The 23,437-nt window shown below is 59.8% G+C and carries 22 protein-coding genes; 11 read left to right on the plus strand and 11 right to left on the minus strand.

Going from position 1 to position 23,437, the window contains the following annotated elements:
- Positions 1-151 precede the first annotated feature (151 nt).
- Positions 152-1,375: a 3-hydroxyacyl-CoA dehydrogenase gene (locus FZE95_RS16195; RefSeq protein WP_150301922.1), complete on the minus strand. Its 1,224-nt coding sequence runs from the start codon at positions 1,373-1,375 to the stop codon at positions 152-154.
- A gap of 909 nt (positions 1,376-2,284) precedes the next feature.
- On the opposite strand from FZE95_RS16195, the gene FZE95_RS16200 reads away from it, so the two are divergent.
- From FZE95_RS16200 to FZE95_RS16210, 3 genes are all read left to right on the plus strand, one after another.
- Positions 2,285-3,232 carry an endonuclease gene (locus FZE95_RS16200; RefSeq protein ID WP_150301923.1) on the plus strand — a complete coding sequence of 316 codons (948 nt, stop codon included), beginning with the start codon at positions 2,285-2,287 and terminating at the stop codon, positions 3,230-3,232.
- A gap of 282 nt (positions 3,233-3,514) precedes the next feature.
- The gene (locus FZE95_RS16205) at positions 3,515-4,672 is read left to right on the plus strand and encodes a TAXI family TRAP transporter solute-binding subunit (RefSeq protein WP_150301924.1); all 1,158 of its coding nucleotides are present in this window, start codon (positions 3,515-3,517) and stop codon (positions 4,670-4,672) included.
- Between the two features lie 87 nt (positions 4,673-4,759).
- Complete coding sequence (locus tag FZE95_RS16210; protein ID WP_150301925.1) at positions 4,760-6,748, plus strand: TRAP transporter permease; 1,989 nt, start codon at positions 4,760-4,762, stop codon at positions 6,746-6,748.
- A 25-nt stretch (positions 6,749-6,773) separates the two neighbouring features.
- Here FZE95_RS16210 and FZE95_RS16215 read toward each other — a convergent pair whose 3' ends face one another.
- Positions 6,774-8,342: a class I adenylate-forming enzyme family protein gene (locus FZE95_RS16215; protein WP_150301926.1), complete on the minus strand. Its 1,569-nt coding sequence runs from the start codon at positions 8,340-8,342 to the stop codon at positions 6,774-6,776.
- Positions 8,343-8,492: 150 nt separating this feature from the next.
- Positions 8,493-8,834, minus strand: coding sequence for an antibiotic biosynthesis monooxygenase family protein (locus FZE95_RS16220; protein WP_150301927.1), 342 nt, complete (start codon positions 8,832-8,834; stop codon positions 8,493-8,495).
- 236 nt (positions 8,835-9,070) lie between these two features.
- On the opposite strand from FZE95_RS16220, the gene FZE95_RS16225 reads away from it, so the two are divergent.
- Positions 9,071-10,057 (plus strand): lipid A deacylase LpxR family protein, encoded by a 987-nt coding sequence (locus FZE95_RS16225; protein ID WP_150301928.1) that lies wholly within the window; start codon positions 9,071-9,073, stop codon positions 10,055-10,057.
- Between the two features lie 45 nt (positions 10,058-10,102).
- Here FZE95_RS16225 and ypfJ read toward each other — a convergent pair whose 3' ends face one another.
- Positions 10,103-11,011, minus strand: a complete 909-nt coding sequence (ypfJ, locus tag FZE95_RS16230; RefSeq protein WP_150301929.1) for a KPN_02809 family neutral zinc metallopeptidase — start codon at positions 11,009-11,011, stop codon at positions 10,103-10,105.
- 177 nt (positions 11,012-11,188) lie between these two features.
- Positions 11,189-12,166: a phosphoribosyltransferase gene (locus tag FZE95_RS16235; RefSeq protein ID WP_150301930.1), complete on the minus strand. Its 978-nt coding sequence runs from the start codon at positions 12,164-12,166 to the stop codon at positions 11,189-11,191.
- A gap of 189 nt (positions 12,167-12,355) precedes the next feature.
- On the opposite strand from FZE95_RS16235, the gene FZE95_RS16240 reads away from it, so the two are divergent.
- On the plus strand, positions 12,356-12,970 hold the full coding sequence (locus FZE95_RS16240) for an SCO family protein (protein ID WP_150301931.1): 615 nt from the start codon (positions 12,356-12,358) through the stop codon (positions 12,968-12,970).
- The gene (locus tag FZE95_RS16245) at positions 12,967-13,611 is read left to right on the plus strand and encodes a cytochrome c oxidase assembly protein (protein ID WP_150301932.1); all 645 of its coding nucleotides are present in this window, start codon (positions 12,967-12,969) and stop codon (positions 13,609-13,611) included. The genes FZE95_RS16240 and FZE95_RS16245 overlap by 4 nt, the downstream gene beginning before the upstream one ends.
- A 35-nt stretch (positions 13,612-13,646) precedes the next feature.
- On the opposite strand, the gene dsbG is transcribed toward FZE95_RS16245, so the two are convergent.
- Genes dsbG through dsbD form a run of 3 tightly spaced genes read right to left on the minus strand, consistent with a single transcriptional unit; the run spans position 13,647 to position 16,986 of the window.
- Entirely contained in the window at positions 13,647-14,408 is a 762-nt protein-coding gene (dsbG, locus tag FZE95_RS16250) for a thiol:disulfide interchange protein DsbG (protein ID WP_371923582.1), read from the minus strand.
- Positions 14,409-14,422: 14 nt separating this feature from the next.
- Positions 14,423-15,238, minus strand: a complete 816-nt coding sequence (locus tag FZE95_RS16255; protein WP_150301934.1) for a TlpA family protein disulfide reductase — start codon at positions 15,236-15,238, stop codon at positions 14,423-14,425.
- A complete protein-coding gene (dsbD, locus tag FZE95_RS16260; RefSeq protein WP_150301935.1) occupies positions 15,238-16,986 on the minus strand; it encodes a protein-disulfide reductase DsbD in 1,749 nt (582 codons plus the stop codon). Before dsbD ends, FZE95_RS16255 begins: the two co-directional genes overlap by 1 nt.
- A gap of 196 nt (positions 16,987-17,182) precedes the next feature.
- Between dsbD and FZE95_RS16265 the strand changes: the two genes are divergently transcribed.
- The 3 genes from FZE95_RS16265 to FZE95_RS16275 all read left to right on the plus strand — a co-directional run bounded on the left by FZE95_RS16265 (position 17,183) and on the right by FZE95_RS16275 (position 20,661).
- Complete coding sequence (locus FZE95_RS16265) at positions 17,183-17,869, plus strand: response regulator transcription factor (protein WP_150301936.1); 687 nt, start codon at positions 17,183-17,185, stop codon at positions 17,867-17,869.
- On the plus strand, positions 17,866-19,197 hold the full coding sequence (locus tag FZE95_RS16270) for an ATP-binding protein (protein WP_150301937.1): 1,332 nt from the start codon (positions 17,866-17,868) through the stop codon (positions 19,195-19,197). The genes FZE95_RS16265 and FZE95_RS16270 overlap by 4 nt, the downstream gene beginning before the upstream one ends.
- Before the next feature lie 75 nt (positions 19,198-19,272).
- Positions 19,273-20,661: an MBL fold metallo-hydrolase gene (locus FZE95_RS16275; protein ID WP_150301938.1), complete on the plus strand. Its 1,389-nt coding sequence runs from the start codon at positions 19,273-19,275 to the stop codon at positions 20,659-20,661.
- A 61-nt stretch (positions 20,662-20,722) separates the two neighbouring features.
- On the opposite strand, the gene FZE95_RS16280 is transcribed toward FZE95_RS16275, so the two are convergent.
- Genes FZE95_RS16280 through FZE95_RS16290 form a run of 3 tightly spaced genes read right to left on the minus strand, consistent with a single transcriptional unit; the run spans position 20,723 to position 21,923 of the window.
- A complete protein-coding gene (locus FZE95_RS16280; RefSeq protein WP_150301939.1) occupies positions 20,723-21,154 on the minus strand; it encodes a YeeE/YedE family protein in 432 nt (143 codons plus the stop codon).
- A gap of 8 nt (positions 21,155-21,162) precedes the next feature.
- Positions 21,163-21,594 (minus strand): YeeE/YedE family protein, encoded by a 432-nt coding sequence (locus FZE95_RS16285; protein ID WP_150301940.1) that lies wholly within the window; start codon positions 21,592-21,594, stop codon positions 21,163-21,165.
- On the minus strand, positions 21,591-21,923 hold the full coding sequence (locus FZE95_RS16290; RefSeq protein ID WP_150301941.1) for an ArsR/SmtB family transcription factor: 333 nt from the start codon (positions 21,921-21,923) through the stop codon (positions 21,591-21,593). Before FZE95_RS16290 ends, FZE95_RS16285 begins: the two co-directional genes overlap by 4 nt.
- A 205-nt stretch (positions 21,924-22,128) precedes the next feature.
- On the opposite strand from FZE95_RS16290, the gene FZE95_RS16295 reads away from it, so the two are divergent.
- Positions 22,129-22,569, plus strand: a complete 441-nt coding sequence (locus FZE95_RS16295) for a YgaP family membrane protein (RefSeq protein WP_150301942.1) — start codon at positions 22,129-22,131, stop codon at positions 22,567-22,569.
- Positions 22,570-22,571: 2 nt separating this feature from the next.
- On the plus strand, positions 22,572-23,321 hold the full coding sequence (locus tag FZE95_RS16300; RefSeq protein WP_150301943.1) for an MBL fold metallo-hydrolase: 750 nt from the start codon (positions 22,572-22,574) through the stop codon (positions 23,319-23,321).
- Positions 23,322-23,437 lie beyond the last annotated feature (116 nt).

Raw genomic sequence — 23,437 nt, forward strand, 5'->3', positions numbered from 1 at the left:
TAGGAAAACCATACAAGGCGCGACCCGCGGCGATGCTGGCCGCCAGGGCCAGCCAAAACCCCACAAAAAAACCGCGTCGGCGAACCCGGACGCGGTTTTCTTGCTTCAGCCAAGCAGCCAGAATAACTGGCTGTCCGGCTGAACCAGCAGATCAGCTCTTGGTAAAGCGCTCACCTGCCTCGGCACGCTTGACCAGCCCTGCTGCGGGCTTCCAGAACTCGCCCTGGCTCGCTTCAAGCTCGCGAATCTGCTCCAGCACGACATCCAGGCCCAGGCTGTCCGCATAGCTCATCGGGCCGCCACGCTCTTTCGGGAAGCCGTAGCCGTAAAGATATACGCGGTCGATGTCTTCTGCTGACTCGGCAAAGCCTTCGTCAAGAATCCGCCCACCTTCGTTGACCAGCGCCAGAATGCAGCGACGGACAATTTCCTCATCGCCTACATCGCGCTGGGTATAGCCTGCTTCTTCAGCAACTTCACGGGCCAGCATATCGGTCTCTGGATCGTGAATTGCCTGGCGGCTGCCTGGCTCGTACTTGTAGAAGCCGTGGCCGCTCTTCTGACCAAAGCGCTCCATTTCACACAGCTTGTTATCCAGCCACACGATCGGCTCGCCGCGGCCCTGACCCGCCAGCTGACGTGAGCGCCAGCCCAGATCGACACCGACCACGTCATACATGCGGTACGGACCCATCGCCATGCCGAAACCCTGCAGCGCCTGGTCAACCTGCCAGGGTGTAGCGCCCTCAAGCACCACTTCACGGGACTGACGCGAATACATGGAAAGCATGCGGTTACCGATGAAGCCATGGCAGTTGCCCGCCAGTACGGCTTCCTTGCCAATCTTCTTGCCGACTGCCAGACAGGCATCCAGCACGTCCTGGGCGGTGGCCTTGCCGCGTACGACTTCGAGCAGCTTCATGATATGCGCAGGGCTGAAGAAGTGCAGGCCCAGCACCTGAGCCGGACGCTGGGTAGCGGAGGCGATTTCGTCGATATCCAGATAGGAGGTATTGGTCGCCAGGATCGCGGAAGCCTTAACCGCCTTGTCCAGCTCGCCGAAGATCTGCTTCTTCAGATCCATGTTTTCATAGACGGCTTCGACTACCAGATCCATGTCGGCCAGATCAGCGTAAGCCTGGGTGGTGCTGATACGCTCGACACGGGCATTCGCTTCGTTTTCGTCAAAACGCTGTTGGGCAACGGAACGCTTGTAGGTGTTGCGGATGTCCTCGATGCCCTTTTCCAGCATCTCGGCGTTCACGTCCAGCCACACGACCGGATAGCCAGCATTGACGAAATTCATCACGATACCGCGACCCATGGTCCCGGCACCGATAACACCTACCTGTTTGATACTCTCGAATGATGCCATCGCAGCTCACCTCCAGATCTGAAAAATAAGGCGCAGGTGACCAATCGGTCTGCCCGCTGAGGATCGATACATTACGCAAAATCCGGGCGGATTTGAAACGAATCCCTGTGATCGGCTGCATTCACGATGTGAATGCAGGTTCGTGCAGAAAAAGGGGCTAGCTTCGCCAGGGAAGCAGGCTCTCGTGAAATGTGAAGCGGACTCTACGCCGGGTTTGCGCGTTTTGCAGACCTGTCGGCGAGCAGGCGCTCACCAACCCCAGGAAGCCAACCCATTCCGTGCAGGAAATGACTCTCCGAGGCGCTCATCAACCAAGAAGAAAACTCTCGCTTTCAGGGATTGGTTTTCCTGGGGGTGTAGAGCGCCCCGGGGCCGCGTTCGGACTCTACGCCGAGTTTGCGCGTTTTGCAGACCTGTCGGCGCAGGCGCACGCCAACCCCAGGAAAAACTCTAGTTTTCAGGGGTTGGTTGTCCTGGGGGTGTAGTGCGCCTGCGCTACGCCGGGTTTGCGTGTTTAGCCGACCTGTCGGCGCGTCCGAACGCGGCGCGAGGCGCTCTGCAATCCCAGGACTGTCGCTTTTTGCTCAGAACAACGGGCAGCTTCCTGGGGTTGGCGTGCGCCTGCGCGCCGACAGGTCTAGATGCACCGCTTCGATGGGCTGCGAATTCGGCGTAGAGCAGCCGCTCTACACCCCCAGGAAAACCAGTCTCTGATAACAAACGTTTTCTCTGCGGATGCAGAGCGCATCGCACCGCGCACGAACTCCACGCCGAATTTACACAGCCATAATAGTGCGCAAGTTCTTGCGCACCTTCCGAAAAACTCCTTTAAAATAGCGCACTTACCGTTTCGCTAGTGCCGCTATGCAGTACCACTGGCACCCGCTCACACCTCGTATAAGCAGCCTCATGTTCAAACACTCGCGCCTGTCTGTCTTCGCCACCTTTGTGGTGAGTTTTCTTTGTATCTCGCTCCCGGCCCTCGCGGCACCCGTATCCTTTGAAGCAGCAAAAATCCTGACCCGCCAGCAGGTGTATCAGGACCAGAATCAGCACGGCACCTTCTATTGTGGGTGTAATTGGGAATGGGCCGGGCGCTCTGGAGGCCGGGTTGACCTCGAGAGTTGCGGTTACAGCATTCGCGCCCAGGACACCCGCGCGATACGCATCGAGTGGGAGCATATCGTCCCTGCCTCCCTGTTTGGCCAGCAACGTCAATGCTGGCAGCAAGGTGGGCGGTCCAACTGCAAACGTAGCGATCCCGTCTTCAACGTGATGGAGGCAGATCTGCACAACCTGGCCCCCTCAATCGGCGAGACCAATGCCGACCGCAGCAACTACCGCTTCGGCATGCTGCCCGATGCGCCTTACCAGCACGGTGCTTGCGACTTCAAAGTGGACTTCCCGCAGCGTGTGGTTCAGCCCCGCGACGAAATCAAAGGCCAGATTGCCCGGACCTATTTCTATATGCATGATCGCTACGATCTGCGCATGTCCAGTCAGCAACAGCAACTGCTGATGGTCTGGAACCGCCAGTTCCCGCCGACTCGTCGGGAGGAAGAGCGTGATCGGAGGGTGGCCCGCCTGATGGGGCACCATAACGAATTCGTCACCGGGCAGCGCGTCTGGAGTGTGGGCCGCGAAAACATCGGCGACGGTATTCGCGTCGCGGTGACTTCCAACACGCCACGCCCAGAAGCCAATCTGCCGGTGATGGGAAATCGCCGCAGCAAGGTCTATCACCTCCCCAAAGGATGCCCAAGCTACGACCGGGTAAGCGACAAGAACCAGGTGATTTTCACCAGCGAAGCCCAGGCGATGAGCAGCGGTTATCGCAAGGCAGGCAACTGCCGCTGAGCCGCCCTGAGCCAACGCAAGCCCGAGCCCAACCGGATAGATATAAGCATCGGGAATTCTGTCGGCCCGCCCTTCTAGCAGCGATATATCAGGGATCTACCTAACGAGCTTGAACTGCTCAACTATATTTCCGTTGTGAATGTCTGTAAGTGCTGGAGAAGACACGCCTGCCATTCCAATTGACACTTGGCGGAGGGCTCAACTACCTTGATGTGGAAGCTGCGGAACCCCGTTCCGTATAGTAAAACAATAATGTAAAGGCTCTAAATAAGGGGTTACACCATGCTTACCATGTCAAAAGGATTGATTGTCGGGGTTCTGGCAACCGCTATAGGAATGGCTAACGCTGCCGACGATATCACCCTACCCAAGACCCTCGTGATGACCGCCTATGGCACCGGGTCCGCCGGGTACACTCAGGCGGTGTCCATCGGTAACCTTTTGCAGAACGAATACGGGACCTCGATCAGGATTCTGCCGGGAGAAAACGACGTTTCTCGCATGACGCCGCTACGAACGGGCAGGGTCCCGATCTGCGCCTGTGGTGTCGCCAGCTACTATGGGTTTGAAGGCGTACTGATGTTCGCCGGTCCTGATTGGGGACCCCAGCCGATCCGCGTCATTATTACCTCAACAGCCAGCTTCGGCCTCGGTGTGGCTGTCGCCGGTGACATAGGCGTCAAAACCCCAGCCGATCTCAAAGGCAAGCGAGTCTCCTACGTCCGCGGTGATGATGCACTGAATGTCGGAACCGAAGCCTTCCTTGCCTTCGGCAACCTTACCTGGGATGACGTTGAGCGTGTGGAGTTTCCAGGATACGGCCGCGCCTTCGAAGGCATTGTCGGCCACCAGTCCGATACCGCGTTTACCATGAGCGTCGCGCCGCCAGCACAGCAGCTGGCTGCCAGCCCACGGGGCATAACCTGGCCTACTCTGGATCCGGACGACAAGGAAGGCTGGAAGCGGCTGCAGGCCGTCGCCCCTTATTTTCAACCTCACCGAGTAACCGCCGCAGCCGGAAACTATAACGATGACAATCCATGGGTGGGTGCCAGTTACCCATATCCAATCTATGTGGCCAACGAAAAACTCGAGAAAGGCGTGGCGCGCAACCTGGTACGGGTTCTGATCGAAGACATAGATAAGTACAAGGACGCCGCGCCGGGCAATGCGGGTTATTCGCTTGAGAACCAGAATATGTCGTGGGTCATCCCTTTCCATGACGAAGTTGTTGAGTATTATAAGGAAATCGGTCACTGGACCGATGATATGCAGAACCATCAGGATGGCCTGGTAAAACGCCAGGAGACCTTGTTGACGGCATGGAAGGACTACACCGGCGCGAATCCCCCGCGGGACGAGGATGAGTTCAAGCAAGGTTGGATGGATGCCCGGGCCAAGGCGCTGGAATCGGTGGGAATGAACCCCGTTTTCCGTTAAAGGCGCTTTAATTGCGCTGCTGGCCGGTCCTGACGGTGAGGCCAGTAGCCAAATATCTTTACATTCCAGCCGGATACAATAACAACTATGCAAGAACACAAAGAACAGGAAGCCGAAGCGGGCGCCGTTTCTGGCATCCGGCAACTCCCCGAGAAATGGTCGTGGCTACCGCGGCTCAGCACGCTGGTACTCACCGTCACCGCCCTGGATTATCTTCTCAACCTGGGCTTTTTTTCCTTTATCACCTCTGTTGAAAGCCAGTTTTTCTACGCCGTGGTGGCGCTGATGCTTCCGCAGGTCTATCTGCTGTGGCCGATTAGCTCACGGGCCGCGCGCGACAGAGTGCCCTGGTACGACGTTCTGCTTTATCTCGTAGCGTTGATTGTTTGCGGCTATTTCGTCTACCACGGTGAGCGTATCCTCGATCGCGGCTGGGCGTTTGCGGCGCCCGACCATGCCGTGGTGATGAGTTTCCTGATGTGGGCGGTTGTGCTGGAAGCCGTACGGCGGGCCGGTGGCACCCCGATTGCGCTGATCGTCGGGCTGGCGAGCCTTTATCCCATCTTCGCCGATATCATGCCCGGACCGATCCAGGGCTTCCCTTCGAGCCCTGACCAGACCGCGATTTATCACACCATGAGCCGCGAAAGCATCATGGGTATTCCGTTGCAGTCTTTTGCCAACCTGGTGATCGGCTTTCTGCTGTTCGGCGTTGCGCTACAAAAGACCGGCGGCGGCAAATTCTTCATCAACCTCGCCTTTGCACTGCTCGGCCATGTCCGCGGCGGGCCTGCCAAAGTCTCGATTTTTTCCAGCGGACTCATGGGCTCGATGAGCGGCAGCGTCATTACCAACGTCCTCACCACGGGTGTGCTCTCTATTCCAGCCATGCGCCGGGTCGGGTTCAGCCGCTCATACGCCGCAGGTGTGGAAGCCTGCGCCTCGACCGGCGGGGTTCTGATGCCTCCGGTCATGGGCGCGACGGCTTTCGTCATGGCCAGCTTCCTGAATATTCCCTACAGCGATATAGCAATGGCGGCGATCGTTCCGTCAGCGCTGTATTTCCTGGGGCTCTTCATTCAGATTGATGCCTACGCAGCGAAGTACAAGCTAAGTGGACTGCCTCAGGAGGAATTGCCATCCCTGAAGCAGACCATGAAAGAAGGCTGGTACTTCGTATTCGTTTTCGTTCTTCTCATCTGGATGCTCTTTGTACTGCGCCAGGAAGCCATTGCGCCGTTCTATGCCACTGCCCTGCTTCTGGTGATCAACCAGCTGCTCCCGTATCAGCGTTGGGGCTGGGCCGAAGTGAAAGACTTCCTCTCCGGCTCAGCCAAACTGTTCTCCGAGCTGATCGCGATACTCGCAGGCGTGGGACTGCTGGTAGGCGCACTTTCGGTAACCGGCCTCTCGGGCACCATCGCCAACGACCTTATCTACCTGGCCGGCGGAAATATCCTGATCCTGCTCGCAATGGGCGCGGCGACCAGCTTCCTGCTGGGGATCGGCATGACGGTAACCGCAGCGTACATTTTCCTCGCCGTGGCCCTGGCGCCAGCGCTGATCCAGGGCGGCGGCATGAATCCGCTGGCGGTACACATGTTCATTCTGTACTGGGGGATGCTGAGCTTTATCACGCCACCGGTCGCCCTGGGAGCCTTTGCAGCAGCGACAGTAGCAGGCGCCAAGCCCATGGAGACCGGGGTTCAGGCCATGCGCCTGGGCAGCGTCATCTACGTTATCCCGTTCCTGTTCGTACTCAACCCGGCGCTGATTCTGCAGGGGGGCTGGGCGGAAATCTCGGTGGTACTGGTACAGGCCGTTGTTGGCGTGGTGCTGATCGCAAGCGCCATGCAGGGTTATCTGGTGTGGGTTGGCGACCTGACGCTCAATGCTATTTTGCAATGGCCGATACGGCTCATGCTGATCATCGCCGGTATCACCATGGCGATACCCGGTGGTGGCGCCGTGCCGCTGGAGAATATGGAGCTGGCACTGATCAGTGCCGTAATGGGAGTGCCGGCGGTAGCGCTCGCTTGGTGGCAAAACGCCCGGCTCAGGCATTTTGCGGTCTGACAGTCAAGCAAGCCGGCGTCGGCAGCTATTCGGATTCGATGCGCTGCCGGAGCCGGCCCTTGAGGATCTTGCCGGAGGGCGTGGCCGGGAGATCGTCCATTATGATTATCCTGGCGGGGCGTTTATAAGGCGCTAGCCGCTCAGCGGCGAACGCCTTGATCTGATCTTCGCTGGTGGTACTACCTGGAACCAGCTGAACATAGGCGATCACCTCCTCATTGCCCGGCACCGCCCGGCCCACGACAGCCGAAAGCGTCACGTCGGGATGCTGCGTAAGCACCGCTTCAACATCCGGCGGGTAGACATTGAATCCCGAGCGGATGATCAACTCTTTGGTCCGGCCGACAATATGCAAGTGGTCGTTGCCATCGACGCGGGCCAGATCCCCCGTGTTGAGCCAACCGTCCGGGAGCAGGACTTCAGCCGTTTCCTTCGGGCGGCGGTAGTAACCCTTCATCACGTTAGGTCCGCGGATCCATAGTTCACCTACCTCGCCCGCAGGAATCTCGGCACCATCATCGCCTTGCAAGCGATACTCCAGTAACGGCAACAAGCGGCCGCAGGAGGTGTCAGCCAGAGGCTCGCCCATGCGCGTCTGGGAAATGGTCGGAGATGCCTCCGTCAGCCCATAGCCATTGTGCAGCGGCAGGCCGAAAGCGGCCTCGATCCGGTGCTTGACGCCGGGATCCAGTGGCGCGCCACCGACCGAAATATATCGCAGGTTCGGAGCCATGAGTTCCAGCTGATTTGCGTTCAGGTGCTCGAGAAAGCGCTGGAACATCGCTGGTACGCCCTGCAGCACCGAGATGTTCTCACGCGCCAACACTTGCCTCAGACGCGACGGATCAAAGCGCTCAGTCAGATATAAGGTTGCGCCCGCGTAGAGCGAGCCCAGAAAGACCGAATTCAACCCGAAAACATGGGATATGGGCAGAACCGCATAAACCCGGTCGGCGGGTGAAAAACCACGCAGGCCACTGGCAACGGATGCAATGGATAACATGTTGCGGTGAGTGAGCATGACGCCCTTGGGCGTTCCGGTGGTGCCCGAGGTGAATATCATGGTTGCCACCTGGGCTGCCGGGTCGGCCACCACAGGCTTCGGTTCGGCATCTTCATTCAGCGGGCCCAGCGCAATCTCGCCGATGTCTTCGCGCTTCAGGTAGGACGCCCCATGACGGTTGGCATGGTGCCGTGCGTCAGGCGAAGTGGCGGTGGTATAGATCAGACGCCGGGGATCACAACTGGCGGCGATGGCGTCGATTTCGTTGTCGGACAGGCGCGAGCTGACCACGGCACACCAGACATCCAGCTCACTGGCCGCGAATATCAGCGCCACCAGCGCCCTGCAGTTCTCGTTGACCACCATGATCCGGTCGCCGGGGCGGACCCCATAATCAAGCAGGAGCTGGCGTGTGGATGCGATAGCCTGGGCCAGTTCGGCATAGGACCAGCGAGCCTCGGAATCAACAATGGCTTCGGCATCCGGCGTTTCTTCAGCCCATTGCAAAGGGCGGTGACTGATTCGGGCAGGCAGAGCTTCCAGGATTTCGCTTGCGAGACGTCCATTGATCATTTCATCAGGGGCCTGCATGGGGCACTCCTCGTTGTATTGGACATTAGAAACTGGCACGAAGCGAAGTGACCGTCAATTGACACTGACCCGCAGTACCGCCGGGAATCCGCCCTTATACAGCGCAAGTCAGACAGGCTCGCTAATGTTGCATGACGTCACTGTCTGGTATCAGCCCAGTGAGCCTGTATCAGCCGCGCGGCCGTGTCCCGGCAGCACCTCCCATTCAGGCTCTTCAAACTCACCAATAATGGTTATCTCGCAATTTCTGGCGTGTTTTTCCAGAATGCCGCGCACCATCTCGTCGCGTCGATCGTCCTTGGCATCCCGCGCAGCCTTGGACTCCCAGCTGGCGATCGCCAGCAGCGTATCCGGCTCACCAATCTTGCGATGCAGGCGCGTGCCCAGCGCGCCGGGTGTCTGCTGGATAACTTCGCTGGCGCGAATCCAGGCATCCGCGTATTCCTCGACTGTGTAGCCGGGTTTCATTCGCACCTCAAAGATGAACTTCATCGTTACGCTCCCAGGATTCGCTTAGCCGCATCTACTTTGCTGTTACACGAATTGGGACGGTGTGTGCAGGCTGAGAGTTCCGGCTGAACAACCCGCCTCGCCAGAGGTCCATGGAATGGACGCAGCGCAGCGGCCGAGATAATTCATAACGGCGCATTCGCCCCGCTGGAGCTTCTCCTGGCCTCCCCTTGTTCGCCGCATCCTTCTATCAGTATTCCTTGTTCCAGGAGTTGGATATGCCAGTGACGAATGCCCGGAAGTTTCTGATCGTTGGTCTCGCCTGTGGGGCGCTACAAGCGTCTGCGGTTGCCGATACGCTGTCGCTCAAGGTGGAAAACGACGCCTTTTCACGCAATAGCGACGGCCATTACAGCAACGGTTTCGAGGTCTTCTGGTCATTCCAGCCGGAGCAACAGCACTGGTCACGCCGGCTCGCCGACTCGCTGCCCGGTTGGTCCGGAAGCGAGGTAGCCAACGTGTCCTACCGTGGCGGCCATCAGATCTATACGCCCTTTGACATCAACTACCGACGCCGGATTATCAATGACCGGCCCTACGCCGGGCTGTTCTTCCTCGGCACCTCGATATTTACCAATGAACAGCTGGACGGATGGCGCAAGGCCCGCGGCTTGCACCTTGATGCGGGCATGGTAGGACCCGCAGCCGGCGCCGAGAAGATCCAGCGCGCCGTACACAAGGTTACCGACAGCGATGAACCGATGGGCTGGGAACATCAGTTGGAAAACGAGCCCTTTATCAACCTGGGCTACGATCAGCGCTGGTGGAAACAGAACAACCTGCTGGGGCTGGATTTCGAATACGGCCCCAGTGCCGGCTTTACGCTCGGCAACCTGTATACCTACGCCTCCGCCGGGCTTGGGTTTCGCTTCGGGCATCGGCTGGATCGCAGCTTCAGCGTGCCCTCGGTTACGCCTGGGCGCAGCGGCAGTGAATATTTCACTTCCGGTAACGGTGTGAGCTGGTACGTTTTTGCCGACCTCGAAGGACGCTACATGGCGCAGAACATGTTGCTGGACGGCAACACCTGGACAGACAGCCATTCCGTGGATCGAGAGGAATGGGTGGGCGATGCCAAGGTCGGGCTAGCCTTTACCCTGAGCAACTGGCAGCTGGCCCTGGCCCAGGTATGGCGCACCAAGGAGTTCACTGACCAGCACCAGCATGACGAGTTTGGTTCGATCACGCTTTCCAAGGCTTTCTGATCAGCCAGCTGGCGCGGCCATGCGCGCCAGCATTTTCCGCTTCGGTCAGCCGCCCAGCGCCGCCGAGAACGTATCACATTGTGAGATATCGCCGCTCTCGAAGCCGCGACGGAACCACGACATGCGCTGCTCGGAGGTGCCATGGGTGAAACTGTCCGGCACCACATCCTGCCCCGCCTGCTTCTGCAACCTGTCATCACCGATGGCCGAGGCAGCCCTGAGCGCTTCCTCCAGATCGCCCTCTTCCAATAACTGGCGCTCTTCGTTAGCGCTATAACCCCATACGCCGGCGAAGCAATCAGCCTGCAATTCCTGGCGTACCGACAGCTCATTCACCTCGGCCTGGCTTCTGCCCTGACCGGCGCTACGAACCTTGGCGCTGATGCCGAGCAGGTTCTGCACGTGATGCCCGACTTCATGCGCAATGACATATGCCTGGGCAAAATCCCCGGGCGCGCCGAGCTGTTGCTTGAGATCACGGAAGAAGGTCAGGTCGAGGTAAACCTGATTATCGCCAGGACAATAGAAGGGACCGACCGCCGAGCTGGCGGTACCGCAAGCAGAATTCACACGATCGGAGAACAGCACGAGGGTGGGTTCCTGATAGTTTTCGCCTGCAGCGGCAAAAATGCCGTTCCAGGTTTCTTCGGTATCCGCCAGCACCACCGAAACAAAGTCGGAAAGCTCCTGTTCCTGCGGGGTGAGTTCGCGCGGTGCCTGGGCGACATTGGATGCGCCACCGTCGACAAACTGCAGCAGATCGATGCCCAGCATCCGCGCGCCGATAAACGCGACCACACCCAACGCCAATACGATGCGGCCGATCTTGCTACGCAGCATCATCGGCAAAAACCGCAACAACAGCAGCAGCCCGCCCCCGCCTGCTCCGCCCCGCAAGGGTTGACCACGCCGATCTTCGATATTGCTGCTACGTCGTCTGCCTCGCCAATCCATCGAGCCCCCTTAGGTGACACCGTCAGAATTCAACTGTGAGATATGCCGCTCCACTCCCACATATAAAGAGCGAAACGCCTACCTTATCCTAGTACGAAACGTGCAAAGCGGCCGGAGCAGGTTATGGCCGGGCAAGCACTGCCCGGCCGAAGCCAAAGAAATGCGGGATGCGGAGGGTCAGGTAATGCGTGTTGCGGCGGTGGGAGACGCTTGCCGGCTCAACATCAGGCCAAGGCGGTACTTGAGCTGCCTGATCTTTTCCAACAGCCCGCCCCTCGATTGCGCATCATCCGGATGAAACGCCATGCCAGGCACATACATACGATTGGTTTCCACACAGAACACCGGCTTACCGGCTGCTTCCATGATACCCACCGCCTGCGCCTTCTCACTCTCGATAAACAGCACAGAGTCCGGCAGGCTACGATAGACTTCGGCCTTGAACCGATAATGAATACGCAACCGCTGCCGCTCCGCCGCCGAGGGCAGATTCAACATGTGCAACTGCCCGTATCGAACCCCCTGGCGCTCCAGCCACTGCTCGGTTTGTTCGCGGTATTTCTCCAACCGGCTGGTCACCAGATGAGCGACCGGCTGGGAAGGAATGTGCAATGGCAGCGTGTTGTTCAGAAACTGCAGATACTTCTCGCCATCGTCGTTTTCCGCAACGGTCGGATCGAGGCAAAGCACGCCGTCGATATCCAGGCAGGCATTATTGATAAGCGGATCATGCATCATGTTCCATTCGAAGACCCGTGGGCTGTCGACGACGTCAAGATGATGGTCAGCCTGATTAACCTCGGCCTTCTCGGGAAAAGCGATCAGAGTGATCACCTTTCCGGAAAACAGCCTGGCCATTTCTGTCGCCACCTTGCGGATGGGTTTTGACTCATTGTGAACATCGTCCACGACCAGAATTTTTTTCGCATCCCAGCACCGGGCCAGCGAGCTGGCAGCCGTGTTGGCAGGCGTTACCTTATCGTTACGCAGGAAGGCATCAAGGCTGGTGTGGGGCAGGTTCAGCTTCAGCGAAACAATGTCCGCCAGAAGCATTCCGTAGCGACTCGTACCAACAATCAAATCCACATCCGCGGGCAGCTTGCCGGCACCGTAGTTCATGAGAGTCGTCACGTCGCTTATGCTTTTATAATTCACCGATCACTCCTTTGTTCGTTATGCGAGCACCCCGGATGATCCGCAGGTATACCCATGCTGCGACCAGGCTTGGATGAAAGGGTTCCGCTAACCTGGTCAAATGGCGCAGGCTGGCGCACCTGGCAAACTTTCCGGCCGCAATGGACTCAACTGGCATGCATTCATTCTTCTGACGCTGGTTGTTAGCCGTTGAACAAGACTCTGATCGCCTGTGGGCTTGGCATCCTTCTGTTAGCCTCCGGTTTGCCGGTCGCTTACCTGGCGTGGCCTGCCCGCACGCCCGCCTCGGTTGCCATCGCCGAAGGTGCAGCCATTGGCGGCCCCTTCGAACTACGTGATCCCACCGGCCGAACCGTTACCGAGCAAACCTTCCGCGGTCAGTGGACCTTGATGTTTTTCGGCTTCACCCACTGCCCTGATGTCTGCCCAACGGCGCTCACAAGAGTAGCCGCAATTCTGCGAACGCTCGACCAGCAAGCCGGGCAGTTACAACCTTTATTCATCACCCTGGATCCCGAGCGCGACACGCCTGAGATACTGTCCGACTACACCCGGCATTTCGATCCGCGCATTCTGGGTTTGACCGGCACACCCGAACAGATAGACGCTATATCCGACGCGTACCGTGTTTATGCCAGGAAGGTGCCTATGGGCGATTCCTATACGCTGGATCATAGCGCTGTGATGTACCTGATCGGTCCGGATGGCGAGCTGGTCAAGCACTTCACCCAGCAGATGGATACGAACGCCATGGCCCGCGAAATCGCCGACGCCTTGCCCCGCTCCGCCGGAGATCATCAATGAGAGCCATCCGCGAATCGTGGCCACTCACGTTGGGCTTTCTGCTGCTGGCCGGCTTCTGGCTTGGTCCTTTACCTGCAATGAGTCGCACGGCGTTTTCTGCGCATATGCTGCTGCACCTGGGTATCGTTGCGCTGGTCGCCCCGCTCCTGGCGCTGGGGCTGTCCCGCGCTGGCGTTCAGCTGGACGGCATGCGCAATCTTCGCGGCTGGGCGATCCTGGCGTTCTCTGTAGAAATGATCGTCGTCTGGGGCTGGCATGCACCCGCGCTACATGAAGCCGCCGCGCGTCACGTATCCGTCTTTGTCGTACAGCAGCTCAGCTTTCTGGTTGCCGGCCTGGCCGTCTGGTTGCTGGGCTTCGCGGCCCGCTCAAAGGCAGCGGCGAGCACAACTGTGATAGGGTTCTTCTTCAGCTTCGTACATATGACCATGTTGGGCATGCTGCTGATTCTCGCGCCTGCGCTCATCTACCCCGCCGACCTCTGCCTCGGTGCCTTTGGCTTCGAGCAGCTGGAGGACCAGCGATTTGGCGGCATATTGATGGCCGCCTGGGGTGGTTTGATATACATGGCCGGCGGCGTGGTGTTCGGTACCCGCCTGCTGCTGCGTGATGAGCCGGACGACAGCGGCGCCGCCGCGTGATCGGCCGCAGCGCGTCCGTAAGAACTTAAGCTCGATTACTGATTTCCCGACAGCGGCCCCATGATCTTATTCAGCGTGTCGGGCTGCGGTGCACCCTGCTGTTGCTGCAACCGGTTGTTCTCATCCATGAAGTAAATGGCCGGCGTAGCAGAGGCGCCCATCTCGCCCATCAACGCCAGGTTCGCCTGTAGCTGTTCGTCCAGGTCAGCGGGGATATTCTTCATTGCCTTGAGCGTGCTGGCCTTGCCCGCCGCCTCATGTTCATTGAGTGCCTGCTCCGGGTTATCAGCGGCTAACAGCGCTGCGGATTTGCCTGCGCTATCCGGGCGCAGCATACCCACCATGACGTGACGAACCTGCACATCGCCCGCCTCGACCCAGGGGCGCGCCTGTTCCCAGAACATGTTGCAGAACGGACAGTTCGGGTCGGAGAACATGTAGACGATGCGCGGCGCGTCCGCAGAGCCATCCGCAATCCAGGTGCTGTCTTCCAGACGCTGCCACATTTCCTTACCCATTGGCTCATAGACCAGTTGCTCCAGCTGCGGACGGCTCAGGTCTTCGCCCTGAGTATTGACCAGGGTGCCCACCAGCACATGCTCCCCGTCCGGCGTCAGGTACAGGGAAACGCCCTGGCCGTTAAATCGGGCGGCATACCCCTTGAGCCCGCCCGGTGCGTCAAAGCTGCCGACGATTTCAGCGCCACGGGCTTCAACGGCCTTGACCGCAGCGGGCAGCTCCTCGGCGACGCCCAGCGGCGCAGATAACATGGCAACAGCAGAGACAATCAGGGACATCGGAAAAGTGTGTTTCATGGTTGAGCATCCATCTTGAGTTTATCCAGTTCGCGCGCCAGGCTGGCCCGCGACAGCTCACCGAGGTGGCTACCCACCTGGCGACCTTCGGCATCGTAAAAAATCGTTGTAGGGAGCGCGGCCGAGCCCAGCTTCTGGCCTAGTTGCCCGCCGGTATCCAGCAGCACGTTTTCCAGCCCCAGCCCTTGCGAGGCCAGAAATTCGCCTATGACGGTCTCGCCTTCACCCTGATTGACGAACAGGAATGTGAGGTCGCTCTCCTTGCGCTGCGCTTCCGCCAACACGGGCATTTCCCGTCGGCACGGCGGGCACCAGGTCGCCCAGAGGTTGATTACCAGCGGCTTGCCTACATAGTCCTCCAGCGCGACCGGGGCGCCCTGGTTGTCGCGCAGCGCCAACTCCGGCAGCCGCGTGCCCTGCTCGAAGGCGTGCAACACAAAGCTGCTGAACCCCCAGACCAGCACGCCCACAGCCATCGCCGACCCCAGCGGTTTGAGCAGCGTCTGTTCGCGCCACGCCAGCCACGCCCCCAGCAACACCGCCGCCACTACGCCCGGCCAGGCGATGAAGCCGCCATCGCGGATGTCGATTACGCCCCAGGGTTCATCCCGAAAGTGTTCGAAATACACCACCACGAATGCCAGGCGCGCGACCAGCAGTGCCACCAGCAACAACTTGAACAGTTGCGCCTCAGGGTTGAGCTTGCTGCGGCGCCCGACCCACCAACCGGTCAGCGTCGCAAGCAGCAAGCTCACCATTAATATGATGTGCGGCACGGCCAATGCGAGCGGACCTACATTCATCGTCAACATCAGCCGCGCTCCATTGTTTCATTCCAGTTGGCCAGAAATTGTCTGGCATCCACTTCGCCGGTGATGCGCTGCGAGCGTCGCTCCACGCCGTCAGGCCCGATCCAGAGCAGCGTCGGCGGACCCATTACCTGATAGCGACCCAGCAGCTCCCGGGAGGCTGCGTTGGTGTCTGTGACGTCGGGCCGCAGGATGCGCACGTCTTCAAGGGCCGCTTGCACCTCGGCATTACCAAACACCTCCCGCTCCATCACCTTGCAGGACACGCACCAGTCAGCGTAGTAATCGACCAGCGCCCATTGTCCGGCCGCTTTGGCGGCTGCGAGTTCACTGTCGAGCACGGCCGGCTCGCTAAAGCCGACATACCTTTCGCCCATCTCACCAGCCTGAACGGTCGCCACACCACCGGTGAATATCGCCAGCGGACGTAAGGGGTCATGCGCGCCGCCGGCAGCGCCGAGCAACATGGCGATCCCCCAGATACCCGCCAGCGATGCAACCGCCCGGCTCAACGCTTTGTGCTTCTGCAGCTCACGCGCCAGCTGCAGCAGACCGCTGGCCAACACCACCAACAGCGCGCCCCACAGCCCTACCCATAGCGAGTCCGACAGCAGCGGCCGCAGTACATAGAGCGCTGCAATCAGGAACAGGAAGCCAAAGGACACCTTGACGCGGTCCATCCATGCGCCCGGTTTGGGCAGAAAGCGGTTGCCCAGCGTGACCAGCAACACCAGCGGCGTGCCTATACCCAGGCCCAGCGCGAACAACACCAACCCGCCGTGTATGGCATTGCCGCTTTGCGCGATATATAACAGCGCCGCAGCCAGGGGCGCGGTCATGCAGGGTCCGACCAGCAAACCGGAGAGCACGCCCAACACACCGGCACCCGCGAGGCTGCCGCCCTTGCGCTTGCGCCCGGCATTCTCCAGGCGATCGCGCAGGCTAGCCGGCAGTTGCAGCTCGAAGAAGCCGAACATGGGCAGGGACAACAATATGAACAGCCCGGCAAAGCTCGCGATCAACCAGGGCTGCATCAGCAGACCCTGCAGATTGGCGCCAAGCAATGCGGCTACAACGCCGAGTGCGGCATATACCAGCGCCATGCTGACGACATAGGCAATCGCCAGGGCAAAGCCGCGCCGCGGCGTCGCCCCGCTACCGACGACAATCCCCGCAAGAATCGGCAGCATCGGCAGCGAACAGGGTGCAAAGGCCAGGAGCAAGCCCAGACCGAAGAAAACCAGCAGGCTCAGCCACAGCGCCTGTTGCTGCAGGCCACTGACCAGTGCTTCGTCATCGGCCTGGACCGAACCCGACGCACTCGCCGGCCCTGCACCGTCCAGACTGACCTGTTTCGACTGCGGCGGGTAGCACAAGCCGGCGTCCGCACAGCCCTGCCAGCCAAGCTCAATGGAGTTGGCGGCCGCTTGCGGAATGACCACTTCCAGACTGCCCCGGTAGATTTGCGAGTCGCCAAAAAACTCATCGGTGTAAGGCTCGCCCGGCGGCAAGGTGGGTTGAGAATCGGCATCCAGGCCGCCGAAACTGAGACGCTCCTGATACAGGTAATACCCGGGCGCGATATCCCACCGAACCAGCGTTCCGCCCTCCTCCTGCGGCTCGACATGCAGCTCAAATGCCTGATCCACAGGCAGAAAATCCTCTCGCTGCCCGCCGCTTGAAAATAGCGAGGCGTTTGCTGTCTGCAGCAGCCAGACACATGACACCAGTAAAAAAACGATCGCGCGCATAGATCCCTACCCGGTAAACAGTCCAGCGGAGCATGGCGATCCGGGATTAACTGGCGATTAACGTCAGCGGATCGCGGCCAGTATTGCGCACCGGCCCACCCGGCAAGCCAAACGCCACCCGCCCGGGTGCTATGCTCATAACGCTCCGTTAATCCTGGCGGAGTACACATCCCATATACTTTCAACGAACCGTCCCATGCACGTATTGCTCACCGAAGACAACGCACTCATTGCCAGCGGCGTCACTGCCGGGCTTGGAGCCCAGGGCTTTGTGGTAACGCACGCGGCTACGGCCGCGCATGCTGATGCCACGCTGCGTAACGCAGAGGTCGACGTGATGATTCTGGATCTCGGGTTGCCCGATGAGGATGGCTTGCAACTTCTGCAGCGCCTGCGCCGACGCGGTGTTGAATTGCCCGTATTGATCCTGACCGCCCGCGATGCGGTAACCGAGCGCGTCGCGGGTTTGCAGGCAGGCGCTGATGATTACCTGATCAAACCCTTCGACCTGCGCGAACTGGCCGCACGTCTGCACACACTGCTGCGCCGCGCCGCCGGGCGTAGCAGCCACCTGATCGAACATGGCCGGCTGACCTACGATCCGGCAGCCTGCACCGCCACCTTCAATGGCGAGTCGATTGAGCTATCACGCCGCGAGCAGTCGCTCTTGCAGGCACTGTTGCAGAACCCCGGCCGCGTACTCTCGGCCGAGCAACTGAAAGACGCGGTGTACGGATTAAGCGACGAGGTCGAGAGCAACGCCTTGAACGTGCATATCCATCATCTGCGCCGCAAGCTGGGTGGCGGCATTGTCGAGACCGTACGCGGCCTCGGCTATCGCCTGGGGCCGGCGGGGCATTCATCGGATCATTCCGCCTCATGAGTTTGAGGCTGCGGTTGGTCATTACGCTGGGCTCGGCCTTCGTATTGTTATGGAGCCTGGCAGCCGCCTGGATGCTGTTCGATGTGCGCAACCACCTGATGCTGTCGCTGGATCAGCGGCTGGCCGCCTCCGCCCGCATGGTCGCCGGATTACTGATCCAGCTGCCCCAGCCCGAACTCACCGAAGGCGGCGTCACCAGACTGCGCGCCGAACAGCTGGGCAAAGAGAACGGCCTCGCCTGCCAGGTCAGCTCATTGCGCGGAGAGGTCATTGCGCGCAGCCACTCCTCGCCGGATTCTGTACTCGACGCTCAGCAAGTCGGCTTCCGCGATCAGATGGTTGGCGATACGGCCTGGCGCAGCTTCACACTGGTTCAGAACGGCATGCGCATCACTACCGCCGACCGGCTCGACGAACGCGACACACTCCAACGCTCGGTGCTGCTCGCCGCTGCCGTCCCGGTCCTGTTTGCCTTGCTGGGGAGCCTGATCGTGCTGTGGTTTGGGGTGAGTAACGGACTCGCGCCCCTGCGGCGTATTCGCACCGCACTGGCCGAGCGCAGCGCGGATTCAGTCGAGCCGCTGCGTATCGAGCCGCTACCCGCCGAACTGGCGCCGCTGGTCGCAACGCAGAACCAGTTATTCCAACGCTTCGCTCAGACCATCGAACGCGAACGGCGCCTGACCGATGACGCCGCGCACGAATTGCGTAGCCCCCTTACGGCGATCAAAACGCACCTGCAGGTGGCCTCGATGACCACCGGCGAGCGTTCCCGGCAAGCCTTGATTCAGGCCGAGACCGGCGCTGACCGCATGCACCGCACGCTTGAGCAGCTGTTAATGCTGGCGCGGGTTGAAGGGCGCGTGTCCTTCGATGATGGCCTGCGCTGCCTGCCGATCAATGTTGCGCACACCGCGCTTGCCGACGCCAACCAGCAACAGGGCGCGCCGGTGGAGCTGATCATTGCTGAGGACATCCCGGACAGGTTCATCGCCTTGCCCCCGGTGTTGGCGATCGCAGCGCTGCGCAACCTGCTGGACAACGCGCGCCGCCATACCTGCGTCGGCACCAGTGTTGAACTCACGCTTACCGTCCAGGATGTCAACAAGGTTTGCTTCAGGGTCAGGGACTACGGGCCGGGCATCCCTGCCGACAAGCTGGAGCAGATCACCGAGCGCTTCTGGCGCAACAGCGACGGTGACGGCAGCGGGCTCGGTCTATCCATCGTCAAGGCCATCGCTGAACGCTGCGAGTGCGAGCTGCGCTTCGTGTCGCTGGTTGACGGTTTGCAAGTGGAGTTCATCGTCGGGCTGCAGCCAGCCGACTGAGATGGCCTGCGGACCGAACTATCGGTGCCCGGCCTGTCCCATTCAAACAAGAGCGATTAACCGAAGGAGATAACCATGCTTGTATTCGAGCGCGTGTATACCGACGGATTAGCCCAGCTTTCCTATCTGGTGGGTGACAGCAAGGCCGCCGTCGCGGCGGTCATTGATCCCAGACGGGATATCGATGTGTATCTGCGCATGGCCAGGGAGCGTGGTTTGCGCATCGCCTATGTGATCGAAACCCATATCCATGCTGATTTTGTATCCGGCGCGCAGGCCCTCGCGAAGCAAACCGGTGCCGAACTCATTGGCGGGCGCTCGGATGCCTACGAGTTCGAGCTGCGCCAGGTCAGTGGCGGGGAGAATTTCGAGCTGGGTCAGGTCCGTCTGCAGGTGATGCGCTCCCCGGGTCACACGCCTGAGCACATTTCCCTGCTTCTGTTCGACAGTCAGCAGGGCGATCAGCCCTTCGCTCTGTTCACTGGCGACACCCTATTCAACCTGGACGTCGGCCGGCCCGATCTGCTCGGCGATGGCAGTGAGCGAAAAATGGCCGCGAAACTGTTCGATACCCTGATGAACGGGTATCTACCGCTCGGAGAACGCGTCGAGATGTATCCCTGTCACGGAGCGGGATCGGCATGCGGCAAGTCGATTGGCGACCGTCAGCATTCCACCCTCGGTAACGAATTACTGTTCAATCCGGCATTGCGCGAACAACGCAGCGAAGAGGAGTTCATCGACTGGCTACTCAAGGACATGCCGGAGCCGCCTCGCCACTACGCGCGGCTGAAAAAGACCAACACCAAGCGCGCCAGCATGGACGGCCCCGCCCTGCCCCCGCCCCTTTCCCCTCAGGCGTTTCAGAAAATCGCGGGGCAGGATGGCGTGCAGATCGTCGATATCCGCTCCATTCTGGCGTTTGGCGGCGGGCATGTGCCCGGCGCGATCAACATAGCCCTGCGTAACGAGTTCATCAACTGGGCAGGCTGGATGCTCGACGCTGAGCGCCCCATGTTATTGATTGGCGAATCAGCCGATGACGTCCAGCAGGCCATCATGCAGCTCTACCGCATCGGTCTGGATGATGTCAGAGGCTATCTGCGCAATGGCATGACCGACTGGCAGAACGCCGCCCTGCCGCTGGAGCAGATTGGGGAGTGGACCGTCCATGAACTGGACGCCCGCCGCGAAGAGGCTGACGTGCAGGTGCTCGATGTACGCAGCCCGAGCGAGCTGGCCAATGGACGCGTGCCCGGTGCCAAGCATATCTTCGTTGCCCATCTGGCGGAGCAACTCGATGGCCTTGATCGGGACAAGACCACGGTCACCTATTGCGGCTCCGGCTACCGCGCATCCATAGCAGCAAGCATCCTGAAACGAGAAGGCTTCCAGAAGGTCGCCAATACGCCGGGTTCCTGGATAGCCTGGAATGCCGCCAGCTTGCCGGTACAGAAGGACTGAACCGCGAGTCTGCAGGCGCACCATCGCGAGCCGCCTGCTGACGTGCGGAACAAACCCGCCGTTACTGGCGGGCCGAACCGGCGGTCATCCGCGAATGCAGTTCATAAATCCCCATACCCGCCAGCATCGCTGAAACAAATATGACCGGCTCAACCATACCGGTGAACAGCGATGCCACCGCCGGCCCCGGGCAATACCCCGCCAATCCCCAACCCGCACCGAAAGCCAGACCGCCCAGCACCAGACGTCGGTCGATCTGAGTAGCAGTCGGGATACGCATTTCCTCGCCCAGCACGGCTCGAGTGCGCTTCGAAGCAAAGAAGAACGCCACGCTCGACACCAGAATGGCGCCACCCATCACCAGACCCAGCGAGGGGTCCCACACACCGGCAATATCAAGGAAGCCCAGCACCTTGGACGGATCGGTCATGCCCGACAGGATCAGACCGAAGCCGAACACCAGGCCCACTACAAACGCGCTCAGAATATTCATATCAGGCCTCAGCTAATCAGATGACGGACGATGAACACAGTCAGGAACCCGCTGGCCATAAACGCCAGGGTCGCAACCAGTGAGCGTGGCGAACGGCGTCCCAGCCCACACACGCCGTGACCACTGGTACAGCCCGAGCCGTAACGCGTGCCGACGCCGACCAGCAAGCCGGCAGCGATCAGTACTGCCACGCTGGCGTCCACCTCGACTGCCGGAAGCGTGAAGGCGCTCTGGTACAACAGCGGCGCCAGTACCAACCCGGCAATAAATGCCACCCGCCAGAGCACATCGCCCTTCGCAGGTCGCAGCAGGCCGCCGACAATCCCGCTGATGCCGGCAATTCGGCCGTTAAGCAGGATGAACATGGCAGCAGCCAGGCCAATCAACATGCCGCCTGCCAGTGAAGCCCAGGGCGTAAAGTTCGCCCAATCAATTGTCATATCGCTTCCTCCCCGTTTGGCTGTTGCTCACAGTAAAGCTCGTAAAGCACCTGCATGACTGCCATCGCGTTCGCGCTGGTGATGCTGTAGTACACCTGTTTGCCTTCCCTGCGTGTGCTGACCAGACCGTTCTGCCGGAGCACGGTCAGCTGTTGCGAGAGTGTAGGCTGCGTAACACCCGTCGAATCCGCTAGCTCGGCTACGCAGTACTCGCCCTGGGTCAGCTGGCAAAGAATCAAAAGCCGGTCAGCATTACCCAGCACCTTGAGCAGGGCGCATGCCTCGGAAGCAGACTGCCGAAGCGTCTCAATATCGAAAGATGGGTTCACGATGGGTCCTGTGAAATAAGCAAAGCTTTACATTATAGTTTCACAATATATATTTCAATATATCGTTTAGCAGTACGTGGCCGCCTATCTGTTGTCTGGCTCATACCGGGAACAGAGCGCTGATCGGGTTTTCATAATCCTGAAGGCTAATAACCATTTCATGAAACGCCGCCCGCCCGGTGGCGCACAGGATCAGGAGCCGACCATGACACCCAACCAGCAGGACCTTGCAACCAATGATCAGGCCGACCGCGTCCGCCGCTCAACATCCGATGACATCAACCGCAGCATCGATGACCAGGCCGACGCCAATATCCGACGTTTCAGCCAGCGCAGTCATGACGAGATCAGACAGCGGATCGACACCCTGGATCGGGAGTGGGACGTGGAGCGCGTGCTGGAGGTAAATGCTTCAGCGCTTGCACTCACCGGTCTGGTGCTCGGGCTGACCGTCAACCGCAAGTGGCTATTTTTGCCCGGCGTGGTGCTGCCCTTCCTGCTGCAACATGGCTTGCAGGGCTGGTGCCCGCCGCTTCCGATCCTGCGGCGCCTGGGTATCCGCACCCGGGGCGAGATAGATCGGGAAAAGTACGCACTGATCAACGTGCTGGAGAACCCTGCGCAGTCAACTCAACCAGTGAGGTAATCATGATATTTCGCCAGCTATACGAGCCACTGTCTTCGACTTACACCTATCTGCTGGGGTGCGAGGAAACCGGACAGGCCGTGCTCATTGACCCGGTCGTGCCGACCATGGACCGCGACCTGGCGGAGATTGCTCGGCTGGGCTTGAAGCTGGCGTATACCCTGGATACACACATTCATGCGGATCACATCACCGCAGCACTGGAGCTGAAAATGAAGGTCGGCAGCCGCATCGCGGCGCCGGCCATCGACAACCTGCCGTGTACCGATGTGGGAATTGAAGAAGGCGTACCCTTCGAGGTCGGTACTCTGCGTCTGGAGCCAATCCATACGCCCGGCCATACCGACGGGCATTTTGCCTATCTGCTCGGTGACAGGCTGTTCACCGGCGACGCCCTGTTGATCGACGGCTGCGGCAGGACTGATTTTCAGAATGGCAATGCGGATGATCTATTTCACAGCGTCAGGGGAAAACTTTTCGCCCTGCCGGACGACACCCTGGTCTATCCCGCCCACGATTATCAGAACCGCCGCGTCTCCACCATTGCGCAGGAGAAAATGCGTAACCCGCGCCTGGGCGAAGCCATCCCGCAAGAGGAATTCAAAACCATCATGGCCAAGCTGAACCTCCCCTACCCCAAATTCATCGACTACGCAGTGCCCGGTAACAGGCAGTGCGGCGTATGCCCCGCCAACCTCGACGAAAACCTGCGCCAGTACTGCGAACAAATGGAACACAGCCCGCAGGGTTGAGCGGCCGCGTCCATATTCAGAATCCGACGAACGGGCATTTGAATGCCGAACACAGCGCCCAACAGCGAGTCCGAGAGGCATGCAATGCTTTTATCTCCCAGACCAGAACGTGACAC

The organism is Pseudomonas profundi (assembly GCF_008638305.1).
Classification (GTDB): domain Bacteria; phylum Pseudomonadota; class Gammaproteobacteria; order Pseudomonadales; family Pseudomonadaceae; genus Halopseudomonas; species Halopseudomonas profundi.

Bases quoted from the DNA above. Each gene is read 5' to 3' on its own strand.
- FZE95_RS16215 (WP_150301926.1), bottom strand. From the start codon at position 8,342: ATGCAGGCCCCTGATGAAATGATCAATGGACGTCTCGCAAGCGAAATC.
- FZE95_RS16275 (WP_150301938.1), top strand. From the start codon at position 19,273: ATGCTTGTATTCGAGCGCGTGTATACCGACGGATTAGCCCAGCTTTCC.
- dsbD (WP_150301935.1), bottom strand. From the start codon at position 16,986: ATGCGCGCGATCGTTTTTTTACTGGTGTCATGTGTCTGGCTGCTGCAG.
- ypfJ (WP_150301929.1), bottom strand. From the start codon at position 11,011: ATGGATTGGCGAGGCAGACGACGTAGCAGCAATATCGAAGATCGGCGT.
- dsbG (WP_371923582.1), bottom strand. From the start codon at position 14,408: ATGTCCCTGATTGTCTCTGCTGTTGCCATGTTATCTGCGCCGCTGGGC.
- FZE95_RS16210 (WP_150301925.1), top strand. From the start codon at position 4,760: ATGCAAGAACACAAAGAACAGGAAGCCGAAGCGGGCGCCGTTTCTGGC.
- FZE95_RS16300 (WP_150301943.1), top strand. From the start codon at position 22,572: ATGATATTTCGCCAGCTATACGAGCCACTGTCTTCGACTTACACCTAT.
- FZE95_RS16220 (WP_150301927.1), bottom strand. From the start codon at position 8,834: ATGAAGTTCATCTTTGAGGTGCGAATGAAACCCGGCTACACAGTCGAG.
- FZE95_RS16270 (WP_150301937.1), top strand. From the start codon at position 17,866: ATGAGTTTGAGGCTGCGGTTGGTCATTACGCTGGGCTCGGCCTTCGTA.
- FZE95_RS16280 (WP_150301939.1), bottom strand. From the start codon at position 21,154: ATGAATATTCTGAGCGCGTTTGTAGTGGGCCTGGTGTTCGGCTTCGGT.
- FZE95_RS16265 (WP_150301936.1), top strand. From the start codon at position 17,183: ATGCACGTATTGCTCACCGAAGACAACGCACTCATTGCCAGCGGCGTC.
- FZE95_RS16225 (WP_150301928.1), top strand. From the start codon at position 9,071: ATGCCAGTGACGAATGCCCGGAAGTTTCTGATCGTTGGTCTCGCCTGT.
- FZE95_RS16195 (WP_150301922.1), bottom strand. From the start codon at position 1,375: ATGGCATCATTCGAGAGTATCAAACAGGTAGGTGTTATCGGTGCCGGG.
- FZE95_RS16205 (WP_150301924.1), top strand. From the start codon at position 3,515: ATGCTTACCATGTCAAAAGGATTGATTGTCGGGGTTCTGGCAACCGCT.
- FZE95_RS16295 (WP_150301942.1), top strand. From the start codon at position 22,129: ATGACACCCAACCAGCAGGACCTTGCAACCAATGATCAGGCCGACCGC.
- FZE95_RS16285 (WP_150301940.1), bottom strand. From the start codon at position 21,594: ATGACAATTGATTGGGCGAACTTTACGCCCTGGGCTTCACTGGCAGGC.
- FZE95_RS16200 (WP_150301923.1), top strand. From the start codon at position 2,285: ATGTTCAAACACTCGCGCCTGTCTGTCTTCGCCACCTTTGTGGTGAGT.
- FZE95_RS16255 (WP_150301934.1), bottom strand. From the start codon at position 15,238: ATGTTGACGATGAATGTAGGTCCGCTCGCATTGGCCGTGCCGCACATC.
- FZE95_RS16245 (WP_150301932.1), top strand. From the start codon at position 12,967: ATGAGAGCCATCCGCGAATCGTGGCCACTCACGTTGGGCTTTCTGCTG.